This is a genomic window from Amycolatopsis sp. NBC_00345 (assembly GCF_036116635.1).
GTDB lineage: Bacteria > Actinomycetota > Actinomycetes > Mycobacteriales > Pseudonocardiaceae > Amycolatopsis.
Map to the genome: position 1 here is coordinate 6403579 of NZ_CP107995.1, position 18163 is coordinate 6421741.

The 18163-nt window shown below is 70.3% G+C and carries 12 protein-coding genes; 5 read left to right on the forward strand and 7 right to left on the reverse strand.

Annotated features, from left to right (window positions below; genetic code table 11):
• Positions 1–36 precede the first annotated feature (36 nt).
• The 4 genes from OG943_RS28630 to OG943_RS28645 all read left to right on the forward strand — a co-directional run bounded on the left by OG943_RS28630 (position 37) and on the right by OG943_RS28645 (position 5665).
• The gene (locus tag OG943_RS28630; RefSeq protein WP_328604027.1) at positions 37–1293 is read left to right on the forward strand and encodes an aspartate aminotransferase family protein; all 1257 of its coding nucleotides are present in this window, start codon (positions 37–39) and stop codon (positions 1291–1293) included.
• 3 nt (positions 1294–1296) lie between these two features.
• Positions 1297–1797, forward strand: coding sequence for a DUF3830 family protein (locus tag OG943_RS28635; RefSeq protein WP_328604028.1), 501 nt, complete (start codon positions 1297–1299; stop codon positions 1795–1797).
• Between the two features lie 895 nt (positions 1798–2692).
• Positions 2693–4066 carry an FAD-binding oxidoreductase gene (locus OG943_RS28640; RefSeq protein WP_328604029.1) on the forward strand — a complete coding sequence of 458 codons (1374 nt, stop codon included), beginning with the start codon at positions 2693–2695 and terminating at the stop codon, positions 4064–4066.
• A 45-nt stretch (positions 4067–4111) separates the two neighbouring features.
• Positions 4112–5665 (forward strand): acetolactate synthase large subunit, encoded by a 1554-nt coding sequence (locus tag OG943_RS28645; protein ID WP_328604030.1) that lies wholly within the window; start codon positions 4112–4114, stop codon positions 5663–5665.
• A gap of 51 nt (positions 5666–5716) precedes the next feature.
• On the opposite strand, the gene OG943_RS28650 is transcribed toward OG943_RS28645, so the two are convergent.
• Complete coding sequence (locus tag OG943_RS28650; RefSeq protein ID WP_442874572.1) at positions 5717–7120, reverse strand: MFS transporter; 1404 nt, start codon at positions 7118–7120, stop codon at positions 5717–5719.
• Between the two features lie 129 nt (positions 7121–7249).
• Entirely contained in the window at positions 7250–7717 is a 468-nt protein-coding gene (locus tag OG943_RS28655; RefSeq protein ID WP_328604031.1) for a DUF3761 domain-containing protein, read from the reverse strand.
• A 183-nt stretch (positions 7718–7900) separates the two neighbouring features.
• On the opposite strand from OG943_RS28655, the gene OG943_RS28660 reads away from it, so the two are divergent.
• Entirely contained in the window at positions 7901–9007 is a 1107-nt protein-coding gene (locus tag OG943_RS28660; protein ID WP_328604032.1) for an FAD-dependent oxidoreductase, read from the forward strand.
• Here the strand turns inward: OG943_RS28660 and OG943_RS28665 are convergent.
• The 5 genes from OG943_RS28665 to OG943_RS28685 all read right to left on the reverse strand — a co-directional run bounded on the left by OG943_RS28665 (position 9004) and on the right by OG943_RS28685 (position 18128).
• Complete coding sequence (locus tag OG943_RS28665; RefSeq protein WP_328604033.1) at positions 9004–11337, reverse strand: GH92 family glycosyl hydrolase; 2334 nt, start codon at positions 11335–11337, stop codon at positions 9004–9006. The two genes, OG943_RS28660 and OG943_RS28665, sit on opposite strands and share 4 nt — an antisense overlap.
• A gap of 72 nt (positions 11338–11409) precedes the next feature.
• The gene (locus tag OG943_RS28670; protein WP_328604034.1) at positions 11410–14235 is read right to left on the reverse strand and encodes a hypothetical protein; all 2826 of its coding nucleotides are present in this window, start codon (positions 14233–14235) and stop codon (positions 11410–11412) included.
• A gap of 108 nt (positions 14236–14343) precedes the next feature.
• On the reverse strand, positions 14344–14634 hold the full coding sequence (locus tag OG943_RS28675) for a hypothetical protein (RefSeq protein WP_328604035.1): 291 nt from the start codon (positions 14632–14634) through the stop codon (positions 14344–14346).
• 87 nt (positions 14635–14721) lie between these two features.
• Positions 14722–16893: a 3-hydroxyacyl-CoA dehydrogenase NAD-binding domain-containing protein gene (locus OG943_RS28680; protein WP_328612168.1), complete on the reverse strand. Its 2172-nt coding sequence runs from the start codon at positions 16891–16893 to the stop codon at positions 14722–14724.
• A 23-nt stretch (positions 16894–16916) separates the two neighbouring features.
• Entirely contained in the window at positions 16917–18128 is a 1212-nt protein-coding gene (locus tag OG943_RS28685; protein ID WP_328604036.1) for an acetyl-CoA C-acetyltransferase, read from the reverse strand.
• Positions 18129–18163 lie beyond the last annotated feature (35 nt).

Here is an 18163-nt window from a genome sequence, read left to right on the forward strand (position 1 = left end):
GACAACCGATCGAACCCAGCTTAGGAGCGCCGCCGCATGGCCCAGCTTTCCCCGCTGCTCAAGCAGGCAACGCCCGTCGTGGTCGACCACGGCGAAGGGGTGTACCTCTACGACGTCGACGGGAAACGTCACCTCGACTTCACCGCGGGGATCGGCGTGACCAGTACCGGCCACTGCCACCCGCGAGTCGTCGAGGCGGCCCGGGAGCAGATCGGCAAGCTCGTGCACGGCCAGTACACGACCGTGATGCACAAGCCGCTACTCGAGCTCACCCAGCGGCTCGGCGACGTGCTGCCGGCCGGACTGGACTCGCTGTTCTTCGCCAACTCCGGCAGCGAGGCCGTGGAGGCCGCGCTGCGCCTGGCCCGCCAGGCCACCCAGCGGCCCAACGTGATCGTGTTCCAGGGCGGCTTCCACGGCCGTACGGTGGCCGCCGCGTCGATGACCACCTCCGGCACCCGGTTCAGCGCGGGCATCTCGCCGCTGATGGCCGGGGTGCACGTCGCCCCGTTCCCGTACGCCTACCACTACGGCTGGGACCAGGAGACCGCGACGAAGTTCGCGCTGCGCGAGCTGGACTACCTGTTCCAGACGGTCTCCGCGCCGAACGAGACGGCCGCGTTCTTCATCGAGCCGGTGCTCGGCGAGGGCGGTTACGTGCCCGGCAACACCGAGTTCTTCGCCGGCCTGCGCGAGCGCGCCGACCGCCACGGGATCCTGCTGGTCATGGACGAGGTCCAGACCGGCTTCGGGCGCACCGGGAAGTTCTGGGGCCACGACCACTTCGACGTCTCCCCCGACGTCGTGCTCATCGCGAAGGGCCTGGCCAGCGGCTTCCCGCTGTCCGGCATCGCGGCTTCGCAGGAGCTGATGGCGAAGGCGCTGCCCGGCTCGCAGGGCGGCACCTACGGCGGCAACGCGGTCTCGTGCGCCGCCGCGATCGCGACGCTGGCGGTGATCCAGGACGAGGGCCTGGTCGAGAACGCCGCCGAGCGCGGCCGCCAGCTGCTGGACGGCGCGCGGCTGATCGCGGACAAGACCCCGGCGATCGGCGACGTGCGCGGCCTCGGCCTGCTGGTCGGCAGCGAGTTCACCACCGCCGACGGCGAGCCGGACCCGGCGACGGCCGCTGCCGCCCAGCAGGCCGCGGCCAGGAGCGGCCTGCTGCTGCTGACCTGTGGCGCCTACTCGAACGTGGTCCGCATGGTGCCGCCGCTGGTCGTCACCGCCGAGCAGGTCGACGACGCCCTGCGCATCTGGGGTGACGTGGTCACGTCGGTCACGGGGAGCTGAGCCATGGCCCGGTACATCACCATCACGCTGGACAAGCGCGGCGTCACCTGCCGCGCGCGGCTGCTCGACGCCGAGGCGCCGCGGACCTGCAAGGCCGTGTGGGACGCGTTGCCGCAGAGCGGCTCGGCCTACCACGCGAAGTACGCGCGCAACGAGGTCTACGCGCTCGTGCCGCCCTTCGCGGAACCCAAGCCGGGCCGCGAAAACCCGACGATCACGCCGATCCCCGGCGACGTCGTCTACTTCGGCTTCGAGGCGTGGGAAATCGGCAACCCCGCGTACGGCTACGACGACGGCAGCGAGGCGCACAGCGACCAGGGCGCCACCGACCTCGCGATCTTCTACGGCCGCAACAACCTCCTGATCAACGGCGACGCCGGCTGGGTGCCCGGCAACGTGTTCGCCACCATCGAGGAGGGCCTGGCCGAGATGGCGGAGGCCGCGCAGGACCTGTGGCTGCGCGGTGTCGAGGGCGAGACGCTGTGGTTCGCCCGCGTCGACTGACGCACGCACGTTTGCCGTTAAGGCCTCCTTACCCGCGTTGGACGCGGGTAAGGAGGCCTTAACGGCGTTGGGCACTCGTTGGGGTTGGTATCCCTTTCGAGCGGGTTTGGCGACACTGTTCAGTGAGGGCCGGATGACCGTCGGTGATCATGCGGCGAGGCCCGGAAACCCGTGCCAGCACGGGAAAATCGCCCCGGAATACAAGCCTCATCACCCGGCCGTGTGAACCTGGCGGACTCACCATTCGTGGCAGCGCCATCACCGGTTCGTGTAGCGGCCGCCCCCACTTGCCCTAGCGAGCTTCTACTACCCAGAGTGATCGCCAGGCGTATCGCTACGCACCGTGGCGGAACGCCGGGGAAGTCACCCCCGCCGGAGAACACGAAAGCCTTACGCGTTTATGGTGGGAAGATTCGCGGCACCCACCGGTTCGGGCCACGGCTTTTTGACAACGCGCCAGCGTGGTGAAAATCTTCAATCGTTCCTCGCGAGGGCACAACTGAACACGAAAATCCGAACAAGGAGCCCCTCAATGCAGCTTTTCACCCAGCACGCGCACCACTGCCACGACCTGATCACGGGTGTGCTGGCCCACCTGGCGCACGTGCTCGGCTGGCTTGTCTGATCTCCTAAGCAGGATTACCGAGGGGCCGGCCTGTTGGCGCGGGCCGGTCCCTCGGCTCATTATTCAGAAATAGCAGGCCACCCGTTCAACGGAGTGGCCTTTGTGCTTTTCCGGGAATTGTTTCAAAAACGTTTCCCCGGGCGCCGTGACGCTCACCGGCGGTCACCCCGGAGGTCACCCAGGGCAAACGTGAACAACGTTCATGGCCAGCTCACCACACGACGTACTACGCTTCGGGCACAGGCGAAGGCGCGTGAGGAAGAGGTGCCGATGGGCGACGTGACGGCACAGCTGGCCGCGATCGTCGGGGAGAAGAACCTGCTCACGGGCGAGGCCATCCCCGACGACTACGCGCACGACGAGGCTCTCAGCTCCCCGCCGCAGAAGCCCGCGTACGTCGCGAAGCCCGCCACCGCCGAGGAAGTCGCGGAGCTGTTGAAAGCCGCTTCGACGGCGGGCGTGCCCGTCACCGCGCGCGGGTCCGGCAGCGGTCTGTCGGCCGCCGCGCGCCCGCTGGCCGACGGCCTGGTCGTCTCGTTCGAGCGGATGAACGCGGTGCTGGAGATCGACGTCGAGAACCACGTCGCCGTCGTGCAGCCCGGCGTCACGCTCGCGGAGCTGGACGAACGGGCCGCCGCCGCGGGCCTCACCTACCCTGTTTACCCCGGCGAGCTGAGCGCGACCATCGGCGGCACCGTCGGCACCAACGCGGGCGGCATGCGCGCGGTGAAGTACGGCGTCACGCGCAACAACGTCGTCGGCCTGCAGGCCGTGCTGCCGACGGGCGAGATCGTCCGCACCGGCGGGCGCACGTCGAAGGTGTCCACGGGGTACGACCTCACGCAGCTGATCATCGGCTCCGAGGGCACGCTGGCGCTCGTCACCGAGGTGATCGTGAAGCTGCACCCGCGGCTGCCGCACGGCGCCACGGTGCTCGCGCCGTTCGACGACCTCGACCAGGTGATGGCCGTCGTGCCGAAGATCCTGGCGAGCGGGCTCGCGCCGCACATCCTCGAGTACATCGACAACATGACGATGGCCGCGATGGTCTACAACGAGAAGCTCGAGCTGGGTGTCCCGGACGCGATCCGCGAACGCTCGCAGGCGTATCTCTTGGTGGCACTGGAAAACAGCGACGCCGGACGGCTGGGCGAGGACGTCGAGACGCTCGGCGGGCTGCTCGGCGAACTGGGCGCGATCGACGTTTACGTCCTCGAAGGCGGCTCGGCGCGCAAGCTGGTCGAGGCGCGGGAGAAGGCGTTCTGGTCGGCCAAGGCCGCGGGCGCCGACGACGTGGTCGACGTGGTGGTGCCGCGCTCCGCGATGCCGGTTTTTCTCGCCAAGGCCAGGGAACTCGCGCTCGCCGCGGGCGGTGGCGTGATCGGCTGCGGGCACGCCGGCGACGGCAACGTCCACCTCGCGGTCTTCTGCAAGGACCCGGAAACCCGGACGAAGCTGCTGACCGACGTCTTCACCCACGCCATGGCGCTGGGCGGCGCCATCTCCGGCGAGCACGGCCTCGGCCGGACCAAGACCAAGTACTACCTGAAACTCGAAGACCCGGCGAAGATCGAGCTGCTGCGCCGGGTCAAGTCCGGCTTCGACCCCGCCGGCATCCTCAACCCCGGTGTCCTCTTCGGCTGAGCACCCGGATCCGGCCAGCCGGATTTCGACCAGAAAGCGAGCACCATGAACGGCGCCCAGTCCCTGATCCGCACGCTCGTCGACGCCGGGGTGGAGGTGTGTTTCTCGAACCCCGGCACGTCGGAGATGCACTTCGTCGCGGCGCTCGACAGCGTGTCGGAGATGCGCGGTGTGCTCGGGCTGTTCGAAGGAGCCGTGACCGGCGCGGCGGACGGCTACGCGCGGATGGCGGAAAAGCCGGCCGCGACGCTGCTGCACCTCGGGCCGGGCCTGGGCAACGGGCTGGCGAACCTGCACAACGCGCGGCGCGCGCACACGCCGATCGTCAACATCGTCGGCGACCACGCGACGTACCACAAGAAGTACGACGCGCCGCTGGAGTCGGACATCGACGCGATCGCCAGCTCGCTGGAGGGCTGGGTCCGCCGGTCCAAGCACACCCAGGAGGTCGGCGCGGACGCGGCGGCGGCCGTCGCGGCGGCCCAGGACGCGCCCGGCCGGATCGCGACGCTGATCCTGCCCGCGGACGCGTCGTGGGGCGAAGGCGGCGAGACGTGCGCGCCGATCCCGCCGCGCGCGCCGCAAGCTGTCGACGCGACGACGGTCAAGAAGATCGCCGAAGTGCTGCGCAGCGGCGAATCCGTCGCGCTGCTCATCGGCGGTGCCGCCTGCCGTGAGACGGGATTACTGGCCACCAGCCGGATCGCGGCGGCGACGGGCGTGAAGGCGTTCGCGGAGACGTTCCCCGCGCGGATGGAACGCGGCGCCGGGCTGCCCTCGATCGAGCGGCTCGGCTACCTGGCCGAGCAGGTGGCCTACCAGCTCGACGGGGTGAAGCACGTGATCATCGCCGGCACCAAGGCGCCGGTGTCGTTTTTCGCCTACCCCGGCAAGCCGAGCGACCTGGTGCCGGAAGGCGCGCAGGTGCACGTGCTCGCCGAGGTGGGCCAGGACGCGACGGGCGCGCTGAACGACGTCGCCGCCATCGTCGCCCCGGACACCGCGCCGGTGCTGCAGGAAGCGTCACGCCCCGCGATGCCGACCGGCCCGCTGACGCCGCAGAACTGGGCCGACGTGATCGGCGCGCTGCTGCCCGAGCGCGCCATCATCGCGGACGAGGCCAACACGTCCGGCCTGCTGATCCCGGCCGCCACGGCGGGCGCCCCGCGCCACGACGTGCTCACCCTGACCGGTGGCGCGATCGGTTACGGCATCCCGGTGGCGACGGGCGCCGCGGTCGCCGCCCCGGACCGCCCGGTGGTGAACCTGCAGTCGGACGGCAGCGCGCTGTACACGATTTCGGCGCTGTGGACGCAGGCGCGGGAGAACCTGAACGTCACCACGGTGATCCTGAACAACCACGCGTACGCGATCCTGCGGATCGAGCTGCAGCGTGTCGGCGCCGCGCCGGACGGCCCGAAGGCGAACGACCTGCTCGACCTGAGCCGTCCGGACATGGACTTCGCGAAGATCGCGGAGGGCCTCGGCGTCCCGGCCACGCGGGCGACCACGGCGGAGGAGCTGGCCGAGCAGTTCGCCCGCGCGCTGGCGGAGCCCGGGCCGCACCTGATCGACGCCGCGGTGCCATCGCTGATCTGAGCCTTGTGAGTGTTTATGACGGTTCTAACCGTCATAAACACTCACGAGTCCTTAGGCCGCCACGGGTTCCAGGGCGGCGGCACGAGCCCGCGGGACGAGCGCGGTGAAGCCCAGCCCCACCACCGCGGCGAGGGCCGCGACCGCGAACGTCGCCCGGAAACCCGTGAGGGACGGCCAAGTCAGGCCGCCGGCGGTGATGGTCAGCTGGGCGAGCATGGTGGCCATCACCGCGCTGGAGGTGGACGTGCCGACCGAGCGCATCAGCGAGTTCAGGCCGTTCGCCGACGCCGTTTCCGTGACCGGCACCGAGCCCATGATCAGCGCGGGCATGGCCGCGTACGCGATGCCGACGCCCGCGCCGATGATCACCGACGCCGCGATGATCTCCAGCGCGTTGTCCATCAGCAGGATGGCGAAGACGTAGCCCAGCGCGATCACCACGGCGCCGGTCATCAGCGTGGTGCGCGCGCCGTAGCGGTTGGTCAGCCGCGCCGAGACCGGGGACAGCAGCATCATCACCAGCCCGTTCGGCGCGAGGCACAGGCCCGCCTCGACCATCGTGCGGCCGAGGCCGTACCCGGTGGACGACGGCGCCTGCAGCAGCTGCGGGAACGACAAAGCCATGGCGTACATGGCAAAACCGACCATGATCGACGCCAGGTTGGTGAACAGCACCGGCCGCCGCGCGGACACGCGCAGGTCGACCAGCGGGTCTCGGCGGCGCAGCTGGTACCAGCCCCACCCGAGCAGCACGACCACGGCCGCGGCGGCGAACCCGAGTGTGCGCGGGCTGCCCCAGCCCCACGTTGCGCCCTTGACGATCGGGAGCAGCAGGCAGGTCAGCCCGGCCACGAGGCCGAGCGCGCCCGCGTAGTCGAACGGCGCGGGCGTGCGCACCGGCGACTCCGGCACGTACCGCATGATCAGCAGCGCGCACGCCACCCCGAGCGCGGCGGAGCCCCAGAAAAGCACGTGCCAGTCGGCGTTCTGCGCGACCACCGCCGCCAGCGGCAGCCCGATCGCGCCGCCGACGCCGAGCGTCGCGCTCATCAGGGAGATCGCGCCGCTGACGCGTTCGGCCGGCAGCTCGTCACGCATGATGCTGATGCCCAGCGGGATCACGCCCATCGCACAGCCCTGCAGCCCGCGGCCGGCCACCATCAGCGCGAGCGAGCTGGTCAGCGCCGAGAGCACCGAGCCGGCCACGAGCACGGCGAGGCTCGCCAGCAGCACGCGCCGCTTGCCGTAGAGGTCACCGAGCCGGCCGCTCACCGGCGTGATCACGGCCGCCGCGAGCAGCGTGACGGTGACGACCCACGACGCGTCCGTCGGCGAAGCGTTGAGCAGCTGCGGAAACGCCGGGATGAGCGGCACCACCAGCGTTTGCATGAACGACGCCACCAGCCCGCACGACGCCAGCACCACGACGATCGCCCGACCGCTGCCCTGAGCCACCCAGCCCCCCAAGTCCGTACGCGATACCAAAACGCACGTTACCCGGCAGCACCGACAATCCCGTCGCTTCGTGATCGACCCGACTTAGCGGACTGGGCCGAACGGAGCAGTCATTCCGGGCGATCGGCGCTAGAGCCACTGTTTGACGCCGCCGTGGCCGGAGCAGGTACCGGAACGGTGCTGGCTGTAGCTGTAACTGCCGTCCTTGCACTGAGCCGTCGCACCGGACGGGTTGGACGACGGGCGGTGCACACAGGTGCCGCTCGAGTTGAGGTAGTAGTCACTGCCGCACGCGGCGGGCGTCGCCGGCTGGGGCGCGGCCTTTTTGGTCGCCGGGATTTTCGGAACAGCCTTCTTCGTCGCCGCGGGCGCCGGCGCGGCGGGCGCGGCGGGCGCGATCGGAGCGGCCGAAACGGGCGCATCAGACGTGGTCGGAATAGGAGTTTCAGGAGTCGTCGCCGGCGTGGAATAAGTCGGCAACGACGAAGTGGGAGTGTCCGGGGTGACGACGCCAGAGTCCTTGACGGGCAACGTACCCACGCCGCACCCGGCGACGAGCGCACCCGCCGCCAGCACCATGCCCAGCTTCCGCAGCATCGCGGCCTCCCTTTCCGGAATGAACTTCGTGCCGCATAGTCGGAAGGTTCCCGGAAAGTGTTACGCCGGTTAAGGAATGGAGGAAAACCGGCGAATGGCGTTACCGGGCCACCGGGAAACGATTCGGCAACGAAACCCGGCGCGATCAACAGCGGCTCGCCCGAACGGAGCACCATCACCGCCGTGCCGAACAGTTCTGAGCGACGAGCAGTGGTCGCGGGCGGCGGGGTCGTGGGTCTCACCACGGGACTCGGCCTGCGCCAGGCCGGATTCGACGTACTGGTGTGCGAGCAGGAGCCCGAGGTGCGCGGCATCGGCGCCGCGCTCGGGCTGTGGGCGAACGCGCTGACGGTCTTCGACCGGCTCGGCGTGGGCGCCGGGATCCGCGCCTCCGGCCACCCGAGCGCGATCCGCTACCAGGACCCCACCGGGCAGGTGCTGGACGAGTACTACGCCGGCCTCGCGGACGTCGACTACCTGATGATCACCCGCCAGCGCCTCAACGAGCTGCTGGCCGAGGCCCTTGGTCCGGACCACCTGCGCACGAGCGCCCGCGTGGTCGGCTACGAGGACCAGGCCGACGCCGTTGTCGTGCGGTTCGAAGACGGCAGCACAACGGAGGCCGACCTCCTCGTCGGCGCCGACGGCGTCTACTCGAAGGTGCGCGAGCAGCTCTCACCCGGTTCCGCCGCGCAGGAGTACCCAGGACACCTTGCGTGGCGCGGAATCGTGCCGGAGAGCGCGATCCCCGAAATCACCAGCGAACGGTTCGTGGTCGGCCTCGAGCGCACCCGCGGCGGGGTCATCCGCAGCGGCGGCGGGATGGCGTTCTGGGTGCTCGCGCAGCTGGGCGCGCAGTCGTCGGCCGCGTCCGGGAAGCAGGAAGCCCTCGCGCTCGTGCCGCACCTGCACGAAGGCGACTGGACGTTCCCGCTGCGCGAAGCGATCGAGGCGACGCCGGAGGACAGGGTGGTCCGCAACCGCGTGATGGCCGTGCCGCTGCAGAGCCGCTGGGTCGACGGCCGTGTGGCGCTGGCCGGCGACGCGGCGCACGCGCTTTCACCGCACATCACCTCCGGCGCCTCGCTGGGCATCGAGGACGCCGCCGTACTGGCCGACCACTTAGGACAGTCCGGCGACGTGCCCGCCGCCCTCAAGGCGTACGAGGCCGGCCGGCTTCCGCGCTACGCCGAGGCGTACCGCAGGGTCGACGAGGTCGCGGAGGCGTCGGTGGAGCCGCGCGAGTTCGCCAAGGAGTTCTTCGGCTTCATCCGGTGGATGCTCGCCTAGGCACCCCAGCCCGTCGGCGTCGGTGACAGGCGGAAGTCCAGCGTGCCACCGAAGCGGACGAACGACGGGTCGAGTTTCCAATCCCGCTGCGGTCGCCCGCCACGGCGGACGTCCTGGATGTACTTGCCTTCGCCGGACGCGGTGATCGTCAGGACCGCGCCGCCGCCGGAACGCACGACCGCCTTCGGGAACAGTGGGCTGGACAGCAGCAGCTCACCGGAGCCGGGCGTGCGCGGGTATACGCCGAGCGCCGCGAAGACGTACCAGGCGGACATGGTGCCGAGGTCGTCGTTGCCGGGCAGCCCGGACGGGCCGGTGGTGTACACGGTGGTGGCCAGCTGCCGCACGGTCTCCTGCGTCTTCCACGGCTGCCCCAGCTCGTTGTACAGCCAGGGTGCGTGGATGTCGGGCTCGTTCGTCGGGTCGTACTTGAGCGGCCCGCCGCCTTCCAGCTGCCAGTTTCCGTTGGCATCGTGGAAGAAGCCGTCGAGCCGGGTGGCGGCCGCCGCCTTGCCGCCCATCGCCGCGGCGAGGCCGGAGACGTCCTGCGGCACCATCCAGGTGTACGCCGCCGCGCTGCCCTGCGCGAAGCCGCGGTCGCTCGCCGGGTCGAACGGCGTGACCCAGCTGCCGTCGACGTTGCGCGCCTGCGTGTAGCCGGTGGCCGGGTTGAAGACGTTGCGCCAGTACTCGCCGCGCGCGCTCAGCTCTGCGGCCTCCTTGCCGCGTCCCAGCGCCTTCGCCCACTGGCCGAGCGAGTAGTCCGCGACCGAGTCCTCCAGCGTTTCCGCCGCGCCGCCCCAGCAGTGGCAGACGTCGTTCGCGGCGTAGCGGGAACCCAGGTACTGGGCCAAATTCGGCCGCTGCCCGACGCACTGGCCGGGGCAGCCGCCGTCCTGCAGTCCTTCCGGGCGGGGCACGGTGGCCTGCCGGTACAGCGAATCGAAGGCGCCGCGGTAGTCGAAGTTCCGCACGCCCATCGCGTAGAACGTGGCGAGGGTGGCCGCCGACGGGTCCCCGGTCATCACGTGCGTGGCGCCGCTGATGTGCACCCATCGGTCCCAGACGCCGTTGTTCTGCTTGGCGTAGTTGAACAACGACTGCGCGAAGTCCCCGGCGACGCGCGGCTCCAGCAGCGCGAGCAGCTGCACCTGCGCGCGGTATTGGTCCCAGCCGGAGAAGTTGCTGTACTGCGCGCGTTGCCCGGGCGCGAGCCGGTGCGGCACCTGGTCCATGCCGAGGTACTGCCCGTCGACGTCGTTGATCAGGTTCGGCTGCTGCAGGCCGTGGTAGAGCGCGGTGTAGAAGACCTTCCGCTGGTCCGGTGTGCCGCCGCCGATCGCCACCCGGCCCAGCTCGTCGTTCCACGAGCGCCGGGTCTCGGCCGCCACGCTGTCTACAGTGGACTTCGGGGGCTGCTCGGCGCGCAGGTTCCGCTCCGCGCCGTCGAGCGAGACGTACGAGATCGCGAGCCGCATGGTGACGTGGCTGCCGGGCGCGAAGCCGACGTAGCCGCCCGAACCACGGCCGGCACGGTCCTTGCCCGTCGCGTAACCCTCGCCGCCGGTCTGCTCCAGCCCGCCCGGCTGCAGCGTCGCGTCCTTCCACGTGCCGGTTCCGGTGAACGGCTGGTCGAACTGCGCGGTGAAGTACAGCCGGTAGTAGCTCTTGCGGTTGTTGACGCCGCCGTTGGCGCGGCGGCCGCAGAACGCGCCGGTGAGCACGGACCCGGTGACCTGCCGGCGCGCCGGGTCGAGCCGGGTTTCGGCGTCTTCGCTGCCGTTGAGCGAGTTCGACGTGCGGAACAGCAGGTTCGCGGGCTTGCCCGCGGGGAACGACAGCGTGCCGACAGTCGTGCGGTCGGTCGCCGCGAAGTCCGTGGTGACGCCGTTCGCCAAGCCCAGCCGGTAACGCCCGGGTGTCGCGGACTCGTCGGCGTGCGCGAAGTCGCTCGCGTACACGGCGTCGGTGGTGTCCGCGCTCGGCGAAGAGGTGACGTCGCCGGTGAACGGCAGGATCGGCACGTCGCCCGCCGCGCCCGGGTTGCAGCCCGCGCCGTTCACGTGTGTGAGGCTGAAACCGCGCAGCCTGGTCGTGTCGTACTGGTAGCCGTTGGCCGCGCCGGTGCTGGTCTGGTCGCCGCGGGTGCTGGTCGGGCTCCAGGCCAGCATGCCGAACGGCGCCGTCGCACCCGGGTAGGTGTTGCCGTCGCCCGCCGAGCCGATCAGCGGGTCGACGGAGGCGGCGAGATCAACGGGCGTGGCTCCAGCCGGTACCGCGGTGGAAGTCAGCAGGACGGCGGTGAGGACCACCGTGAGACGACGACGCATGAGCGGACACTAACCGCGTCCGGTGACTTTCCGGCGAACTCCGGTGGACGAGATCCCGGACAGGAATCCGGCTCAGCCGTCCGTCGGGCACCACGGGTCCGACGTGTGGCCGACGGCCAGCCCGCAGAAGCCCTGCAGGGTCCGGACCACTTCCCCGCCCTCGACGCGCAGGACCGAGACGGGCTTGTTCTCCGGCACGTTCCGGCTGATGTCGCCGCCGTAGTCGATGGTCCCGGTGACCCCCTCGATGTACTTGTTGGTCTGCTGCGGGTTCTCGCGCGAGGTGTGGATGGCGGTGATCTCGCGCCAGACCGCGCCGGGTGTGACCGGGATGTTCGACGAGGTCTCACGCAGGTACGCCGTGGCCGTGATCATCACCAGCGCGGCGTCGTAGGACAGCCCGGCGTGGCCGTCGTAGGAGCGGCCGCGCTCGGTCTGCTCGAACGGGAACAGCGTGGTGTTCAGCGTGGTGTAGAAGTCCCGCGCCAGCCCTTGCGGGTCGGTCGCCGGCTCGGTCGCGAACGAGAGGTAGTAGTACGGCAGCGCCCGGTTCTGCTCGCGCGCGACCTGGTCGGCGACGTACCGGCTGACGTCGTCGTCACCGATGATCGTCGCGGTGCTGCCGCACTGCGCGGCGCCGCCGGTGAAGTCGCCGAAGTCCGGCACCCCGCGGCCGGCGAAGAAGGCCAGGCCGTCGTAGGAGCAGGTGTCGCGCCCGGCCGCCGCGGCGTTGCCCACCAGCCGGTCGCCGTAGCGCTGGTGCGACGGCGGCGCGATCTGCCCGCCGTCCGGCGCGAACGCCCGCGCGTCGACCGTGAACCCCTTGTCCTGGAACGACTTCATCACGTCGTCGCGCAGGTTGGTGCTGTAGCTGTCGGAGTCGTCGTCGGAGTAGTACACGCGCAGCGTGCGCGGGCCCAGCCGCTGGGTCGCGAACGCCGCGGCGACGGCCGCCTCGCGCCGGTTCTGCGGCGCCACCTGGAAGTAGATGGGGTTCTGGTCGGCGAGGCCGTCGGCGCTCAGCGTGGACGCGACCACCGGGATGCCGGCGTTGCCCAGTGCGCGGATGGTCGCCTGCGTCGGCTCGCTGCTCATGTCCAGCCCGACCACGCCGGCGAGGCTCTTGTCCTGCTCCGACATCTGCTTCAGCTGATCGGCGACGCGCACGCCCTCGCGCATCCCGGTGCCGCCGTTCGCGATCAGCATCCGCACGATCGGCTCGGACGCCGCCGTCGCGTTGAGCTGCCGCAGCTGCGCGACGGCGAACCCCTCCAGCGACTCGCGCTCGGCGGTGAGGCCTTCGGCCGTCCCATTGGACGAGGTCAGGGCCTCGAAGTCGACCAGCGTGATGAACGGCCGTTCCCCGTGTTCCCGGTGCAGCTGCTCGGCCCGCCGGTTCTGGTCGGTGATCACCTGCTCGACCTGGCGGATGGTGTCGTCGGCCGGGTCGAACAGGGTGAACGTGCCGTCGGAGATGCCGACGCACTCGCTGCCGGTCCAGGTGAGCCACTCGCTGGAGGTGCCGCAGTGGCTCGCGCGGAAGTCCTCGTACCGCACGGCGACCAGGCTCCCGGCGAGGACGAGCACCACCAGGGGCACGCCGATCCGCATCCACCGCGTCGCCCACCACGGCGGACGGGACTCGCGACGGCGCAGCACGTACGTGTCGCCCAGCGACTGCAGCTCCTTACGCGCATCGCTGCGCTGCTCGGGCGAGCCGACGTGGTCGAGGCCGATCGGCAGGTACCACGCGGCGGCGTCGCGGGCGCGGCGGTCCTTGAGCAGCTCGTGCTGCCAGGCCCGGTACGCGCCGCCCGCGTCGGACGCGCGGCGCTTGGGCCGCAGCTCGCTCGGCGCCGCGTCCGGCGGCGGCGCGTGGCTGGTGGCGACCACGAGCAGCGGGTCGAACAGGCCGGTCTGGTTGCGCACGTCGTTGATCAGCTTCAGCAGCCGGTAGCCGCCGTTCACGGTGCTCACGTGGTCGAGCAGCAGCACGGGGTAGGTCATCCGGCGGCGGCGCCAGAACCCCGCGGGGCGCAGCTGGTACCCGCGGCGGAGGTCTTCCAGGAACGCGTTCACCAGCAGCCGCCCGACGAACTCGGGCGACTCCCGCTGCCACTCGCCGTCGGTCAGCCGCAGCGCGAACCGCACGAAGCTGCCCGACATCTCCGGCGCCAGGTGCGGCTGGCGGAGGAACCAGCGGTACCGCCCGGACAGCCCCGGCACCCGTCCGGTGACGGCGAGCCGGAACGTCGCCATGGTCAGCAACCGCAGCAGCAGCAACGGAATCCGCCACGCGTCGTTCTGCGGCACCAGCTCCTGCCCGACGTTCTCGATGGCCGAGCGGAACCGCACCATCAGGCCGTTCTCCTGCAGCCGCCGCAACAGCGTCCGCTCCGGCTCGGGGTCGTGCCCGGCGAGCTTCTCCCCCATCAGCTGGACAACAAGGGTGAACAGCCCGAAGCGCAGCCCGGTGCCGCGGGACCGCGGGCTGCGGAGCAGTTCGTTGCGCGCGTCCCACAGGATGTCCCGCACGGCCTCGACGCTGTCCGCGGTCGCGGTGCCCTCGGCGTCGGTCGCGTCGCGCTTGTCCAGCGGCAGGTAGGCGTAACGGACGCTGCCGCTGGGCCGGGCGCTGCGCAGCCGTGAGCTGAACTCCTCCAGCACGCCCTCGCAGGAGTCCGACCGGACCAGGCACACCATCGGCAGCCCGCGCCGCCCCGCGCGCTCCTGCTGGTACCCGGGCTCCCACTCGACGTTCGCCTGGTGCAGCGACCGCGGCAGATCCCCCATCCGCGGCCGCTGGTAGAGCGCGCCGATGAGCTTCACCAGCTTTTCGCCCCCGCGGAAGGCGAGCGGTTCGTGCTGGTGCTCCTGGGTGGCGGTGGTCTGGTCCATGAACGATTTTCACATGCGGTGAGTGTCGGAGGTCCGGCATTTCTGCCGTCCCACCAGGAAACGTTGCCCTTTCGCAGTGCGGCGCTGGGCCGAACGGGGGAAGCCGCCTCACATCCGGGATCTCAGCACGTCGACCTCGCAGCCCGGCGAGGACGGGTCGAAGCCGTAGCCGGCGACGACGTCACCCTCGACGAACACGTGGGCGATCTGCAGGTCTCCGTGCGTGAACACCGGTGTCCACGGCCGAAGTGCGGCCTCGGCGACCTCGCGGTTACGCGTGACCAGGTCAGCGGGAAGGACGCCGTTCGAGACGAGCCGGACCTCCGGGATCGGCGCCATGGCCATCGCCTCGACCTCGACGTCGGCGCGCGCTGGGTCGGCGTCGATCTTCAGGAACACGTCGCCGGGTTTATCCCAGCGAAAAGGCCACCCCGCAGGCACCCGAGCACCCGCGAGGTGGCCTCACCATCGCCTAGCTAGAACTGCTTATTCGTAGATCTCGCCCTTGGCCGCCTTGGCCACCAACGACTCCGGCGGGGTGAAGTGGTCGCCGTACCGGGCGGCCAGCTCACGGGAGCGGTCGACGAAGCCCTGCAGGCCACCCTCGTACTGGTTGATGTACTGGATGACACCGCCGGTCCAGGCCGGGTAGCCGATGCCGAAGATCGAGCCGATGTTGGCGTCGGCGACGGACGTCAGCACGCCCTCGTCGAAGCACTTCACCGTTTCGAGCGCCTCGGCGAAGAGCATGCGCTCCTTGAGGTCCACGAACGGGACGTCACCGGTGCCGGCCTTGAACGCGTCACGCAGGCCGGGCCAGAGGCCGGTGCGCTTGCCGTTCTCGTCGTACTCGTAGAAGCCCGCGCCGGTGGAGCGGCCCTTGCGGTCGTACTCGTCGAGCATGGTGTCGATGACGGCCTCGGAGGCGTGCGCCTCCCACTTGCCGCCCGCGGCCTCGATCGCGGCGCGGGTCTCCTTGCGGATCTTGCGCGGCAGCGTCAGGGTCAGCTCGTCCATCAGCTGCAGCGGCGGCGCCGGGTAGCCGGCCTGCGAGCCCGCCTGCTCGATCGTGGCCGGCTCGACGCCCTCGCCCAGCGCGGCCACGGCCTCGTTGATGAACGTGCCGATCACGCGCGAGGTGAAGAAGCCGCGGCTGTCGTTGACGACGATCGGGGTCTTCTTGATCTGCTGGGTGTAGTCGAAGACCTTGGCCAGCGTCGCCGGCGAGGTCTTCTCCCCGCAGATGATCTCGACCAGCGGCATCTTGTCCACCGGTGAGAAGAAGTGGATCCCGATGAAGTCCTCGGTCCGCTGCACGCCCTCGGCGAGCGTGGTGATCGGCAGGGTCGAGGTGTTGGAGCCCAGCACCGCGTCGGCGTTCACGATGCCCTCGATCTCGCCGAACACCTTGTGCTTCAGCTCGACGCTCTCGAACACGGCCTCGATCACGAAGTCGACGCCGGCGAAGTCGGCCGCGTCGGCGGTCGGCTTGATCTTGGCCAGCAGCGCGTCGGACTTCTCCTGCGTGGTCTTGCCGCGCGAGAGGGCCTTCTCCTCGATCTTGGCGGCGTAGCCCTTGCCCTTGTCCGCGGCCTCCTGGCTGACGTCCTTGAGCACGACGTCGATCCCGGCCTTCGCCGACACGTAGGCGATCGCGGCGCCCATCATCCCGGCGCCGAGCACCCCGACCTTGCGGGCGGTGAACTTCTCGAAGCCGTCCGGGCGCGAGCCGCCCGAGTTGATCGTCTGCAGGTCGAAGAAGAACGCCTTGGTCATGTTCTTCGCGACCTGCCCGGTGGCCAGGTGCACGAAGTAACGCGTCTCCACCGTGATCGCGGTGTCGAAGTCCACCTGCGCGCCCTCGATCGCGGCGGCCAGGATCGCCCGCGGCGCCGGCATCGGCGCGCCCTTGAGCTGCTTGCGCAGGTTCGCCGGGAACGCGGGCAGGTTCGCCGCGAAGCTCGGGTTCGACGGGGTGCCGCCCGGGATCTTGTAACCCTTGACGTCCCACGGCTGCACGCCGGCCTCGGGGTTCGCCTTGATCCACGCCTTGGCGGCGGGCACCAGCTCCTCGACGGTGTCCACGACCTCGTGCACCAGGCCCAGCTCCAGCGCCTTGCGCGGGCGGTGGCGCTGGCCCTGCAGCAGCACGTTCAGCAGCGCGCTCTGGATGCCCAGCAGCCGCACGGTGCGGACCACGCCGCCACCGCCGGGCAGCAGGCCCAGGGTGACCTCGGGCAGGCCGATCTGGCTGCCCTTGGCGTCGGCCGCGATGCGGTGGTGCGTGGCGAGCGCGATCTCCAGGCCGCCGCCGAGCGCGGCGCCGTTGATGGCCGCGACGACCGGCTTGCCCAGCTGCTCGACGCGCCGCATCTGGCTCTTCATCCGCGAGCTGGACGCGGTGAACTCGGCCGCGTTCTCCGGCTTCGCCTGGATCAGGTCGTTCAGGTCGCCGCCGGCGAAGAAGGTCTTCTTCCCGGAAGTGAGGACCACACCGGTGATGCTGTCCTTCTCCGCCTCGAGACGGTCGACGATGACGCCGAGCGACTCGCGGAAGTCGGCGTTCATCGTGTTCGCCGACTGCTTCGGGTCGTCCAGGGTCAGCGTGACGATGCCGTCGGAGTCCTGCTCCCAGCGGATGGTCTTGCTCTCGGCCAGCTTTTGGTTCGACACAGTTTTCCTCACACCCGCTCAATAATTGTCGCGACGCCCATGCCGCCGCCGATGCACAGGGTCACCAGCGCGCGCCGCGCCTGGCGGCGTTCCAGCTCGTCGACCACCGTGCCGACCAGCATCGCGCCGGTGGCGCCGAGCGGGTGGCCCATGGCGATCGCGCCGCCGTTGACGTTCACCTTCTCGTCCGGCAGGTGCAGATCCTGCTGCCACTTCAGGACGACGGACGCGAACGCCTCGTTCAGCTCCCACAGGTCGATGTCGTCCGGGGTCAGGCCCGCGGTCTTGAGCACCTTCTCGGTGGCCGGCGTGGGGCCGGTCAGCATGATCGTCGGCTCGGAGCCGATCGACGCGGTGGCGACGATGCGCGCCCGCGGCGTCAGCCCGAAGGTCTTGCCCACAGCCTCGCTGCCGACGAGCACCAGCGCGGCGCCGTCGACGATGCCGGAGGAGTTGCCGCCCGTGTGGACGTGGTCGATCCGCTCGACCTGGTGGTACTTCTGCAGCGCGACGGCGTCGAAGCCGCCCATCTCGCCGATCGTGGTGAAGGCGGGCTTGAGCTTGCCCAGGCCTTCGACGGTGCTGCCCGGGCGGCGGTGCTCGTCGTGGTCGAGGATCGTGACGCCGTTGATGTCCTTGACCGGCACCACGGACTTCGCGAAGTAGCCGCCGGACCAGGCCGCCTCGGCCTTCTCCTGCGAGCGCACGGCGAACCGGTCGACGTCCTCGCGGGAGAAGCCCTGCATGGTCGCGATCAGGTCGGCGCCGATGCCCTGCGGGACGATGTACTGGTCGTAGGCGGTGGCCGGGTCCATGAACAGCGCGCCGCCGTCGGAGCCCATCGGCACGCGCGACATCGACTCGACGCCGCCGGCGATGATCAGGTTGTCCCAGCCCGAGCGCACCTTCTGCGCGGCGGTGTTGGTGGCCTCCAGGCCGGACGCGCAGAACCGGTTGAGCTGGACGCCCGCGACCGTCTCCGGCAGGCCGGAGACCAGCGCCGCCGTGCGCGCGATGTCGGCGCCCTGCTCGCCCACCGGGGAGACCACGCCGAGCACGATGTCGTCGATCGCGGCGGGGTCGAGGTTCGGGTGGCGGACCTTGAGCTCTTCGATCAGGCCGGCCACCAGGTCGACCGGCTTGGTGCCGTGCAGCGCACCGCCCTTGTTCTTGCCCCGAGGCGTGCGAATCGCCTCGTAGATGTAGGCCTCGCTACTCACTGAACACTCCTCCGCGCAGGGCGTCTGGATGGACA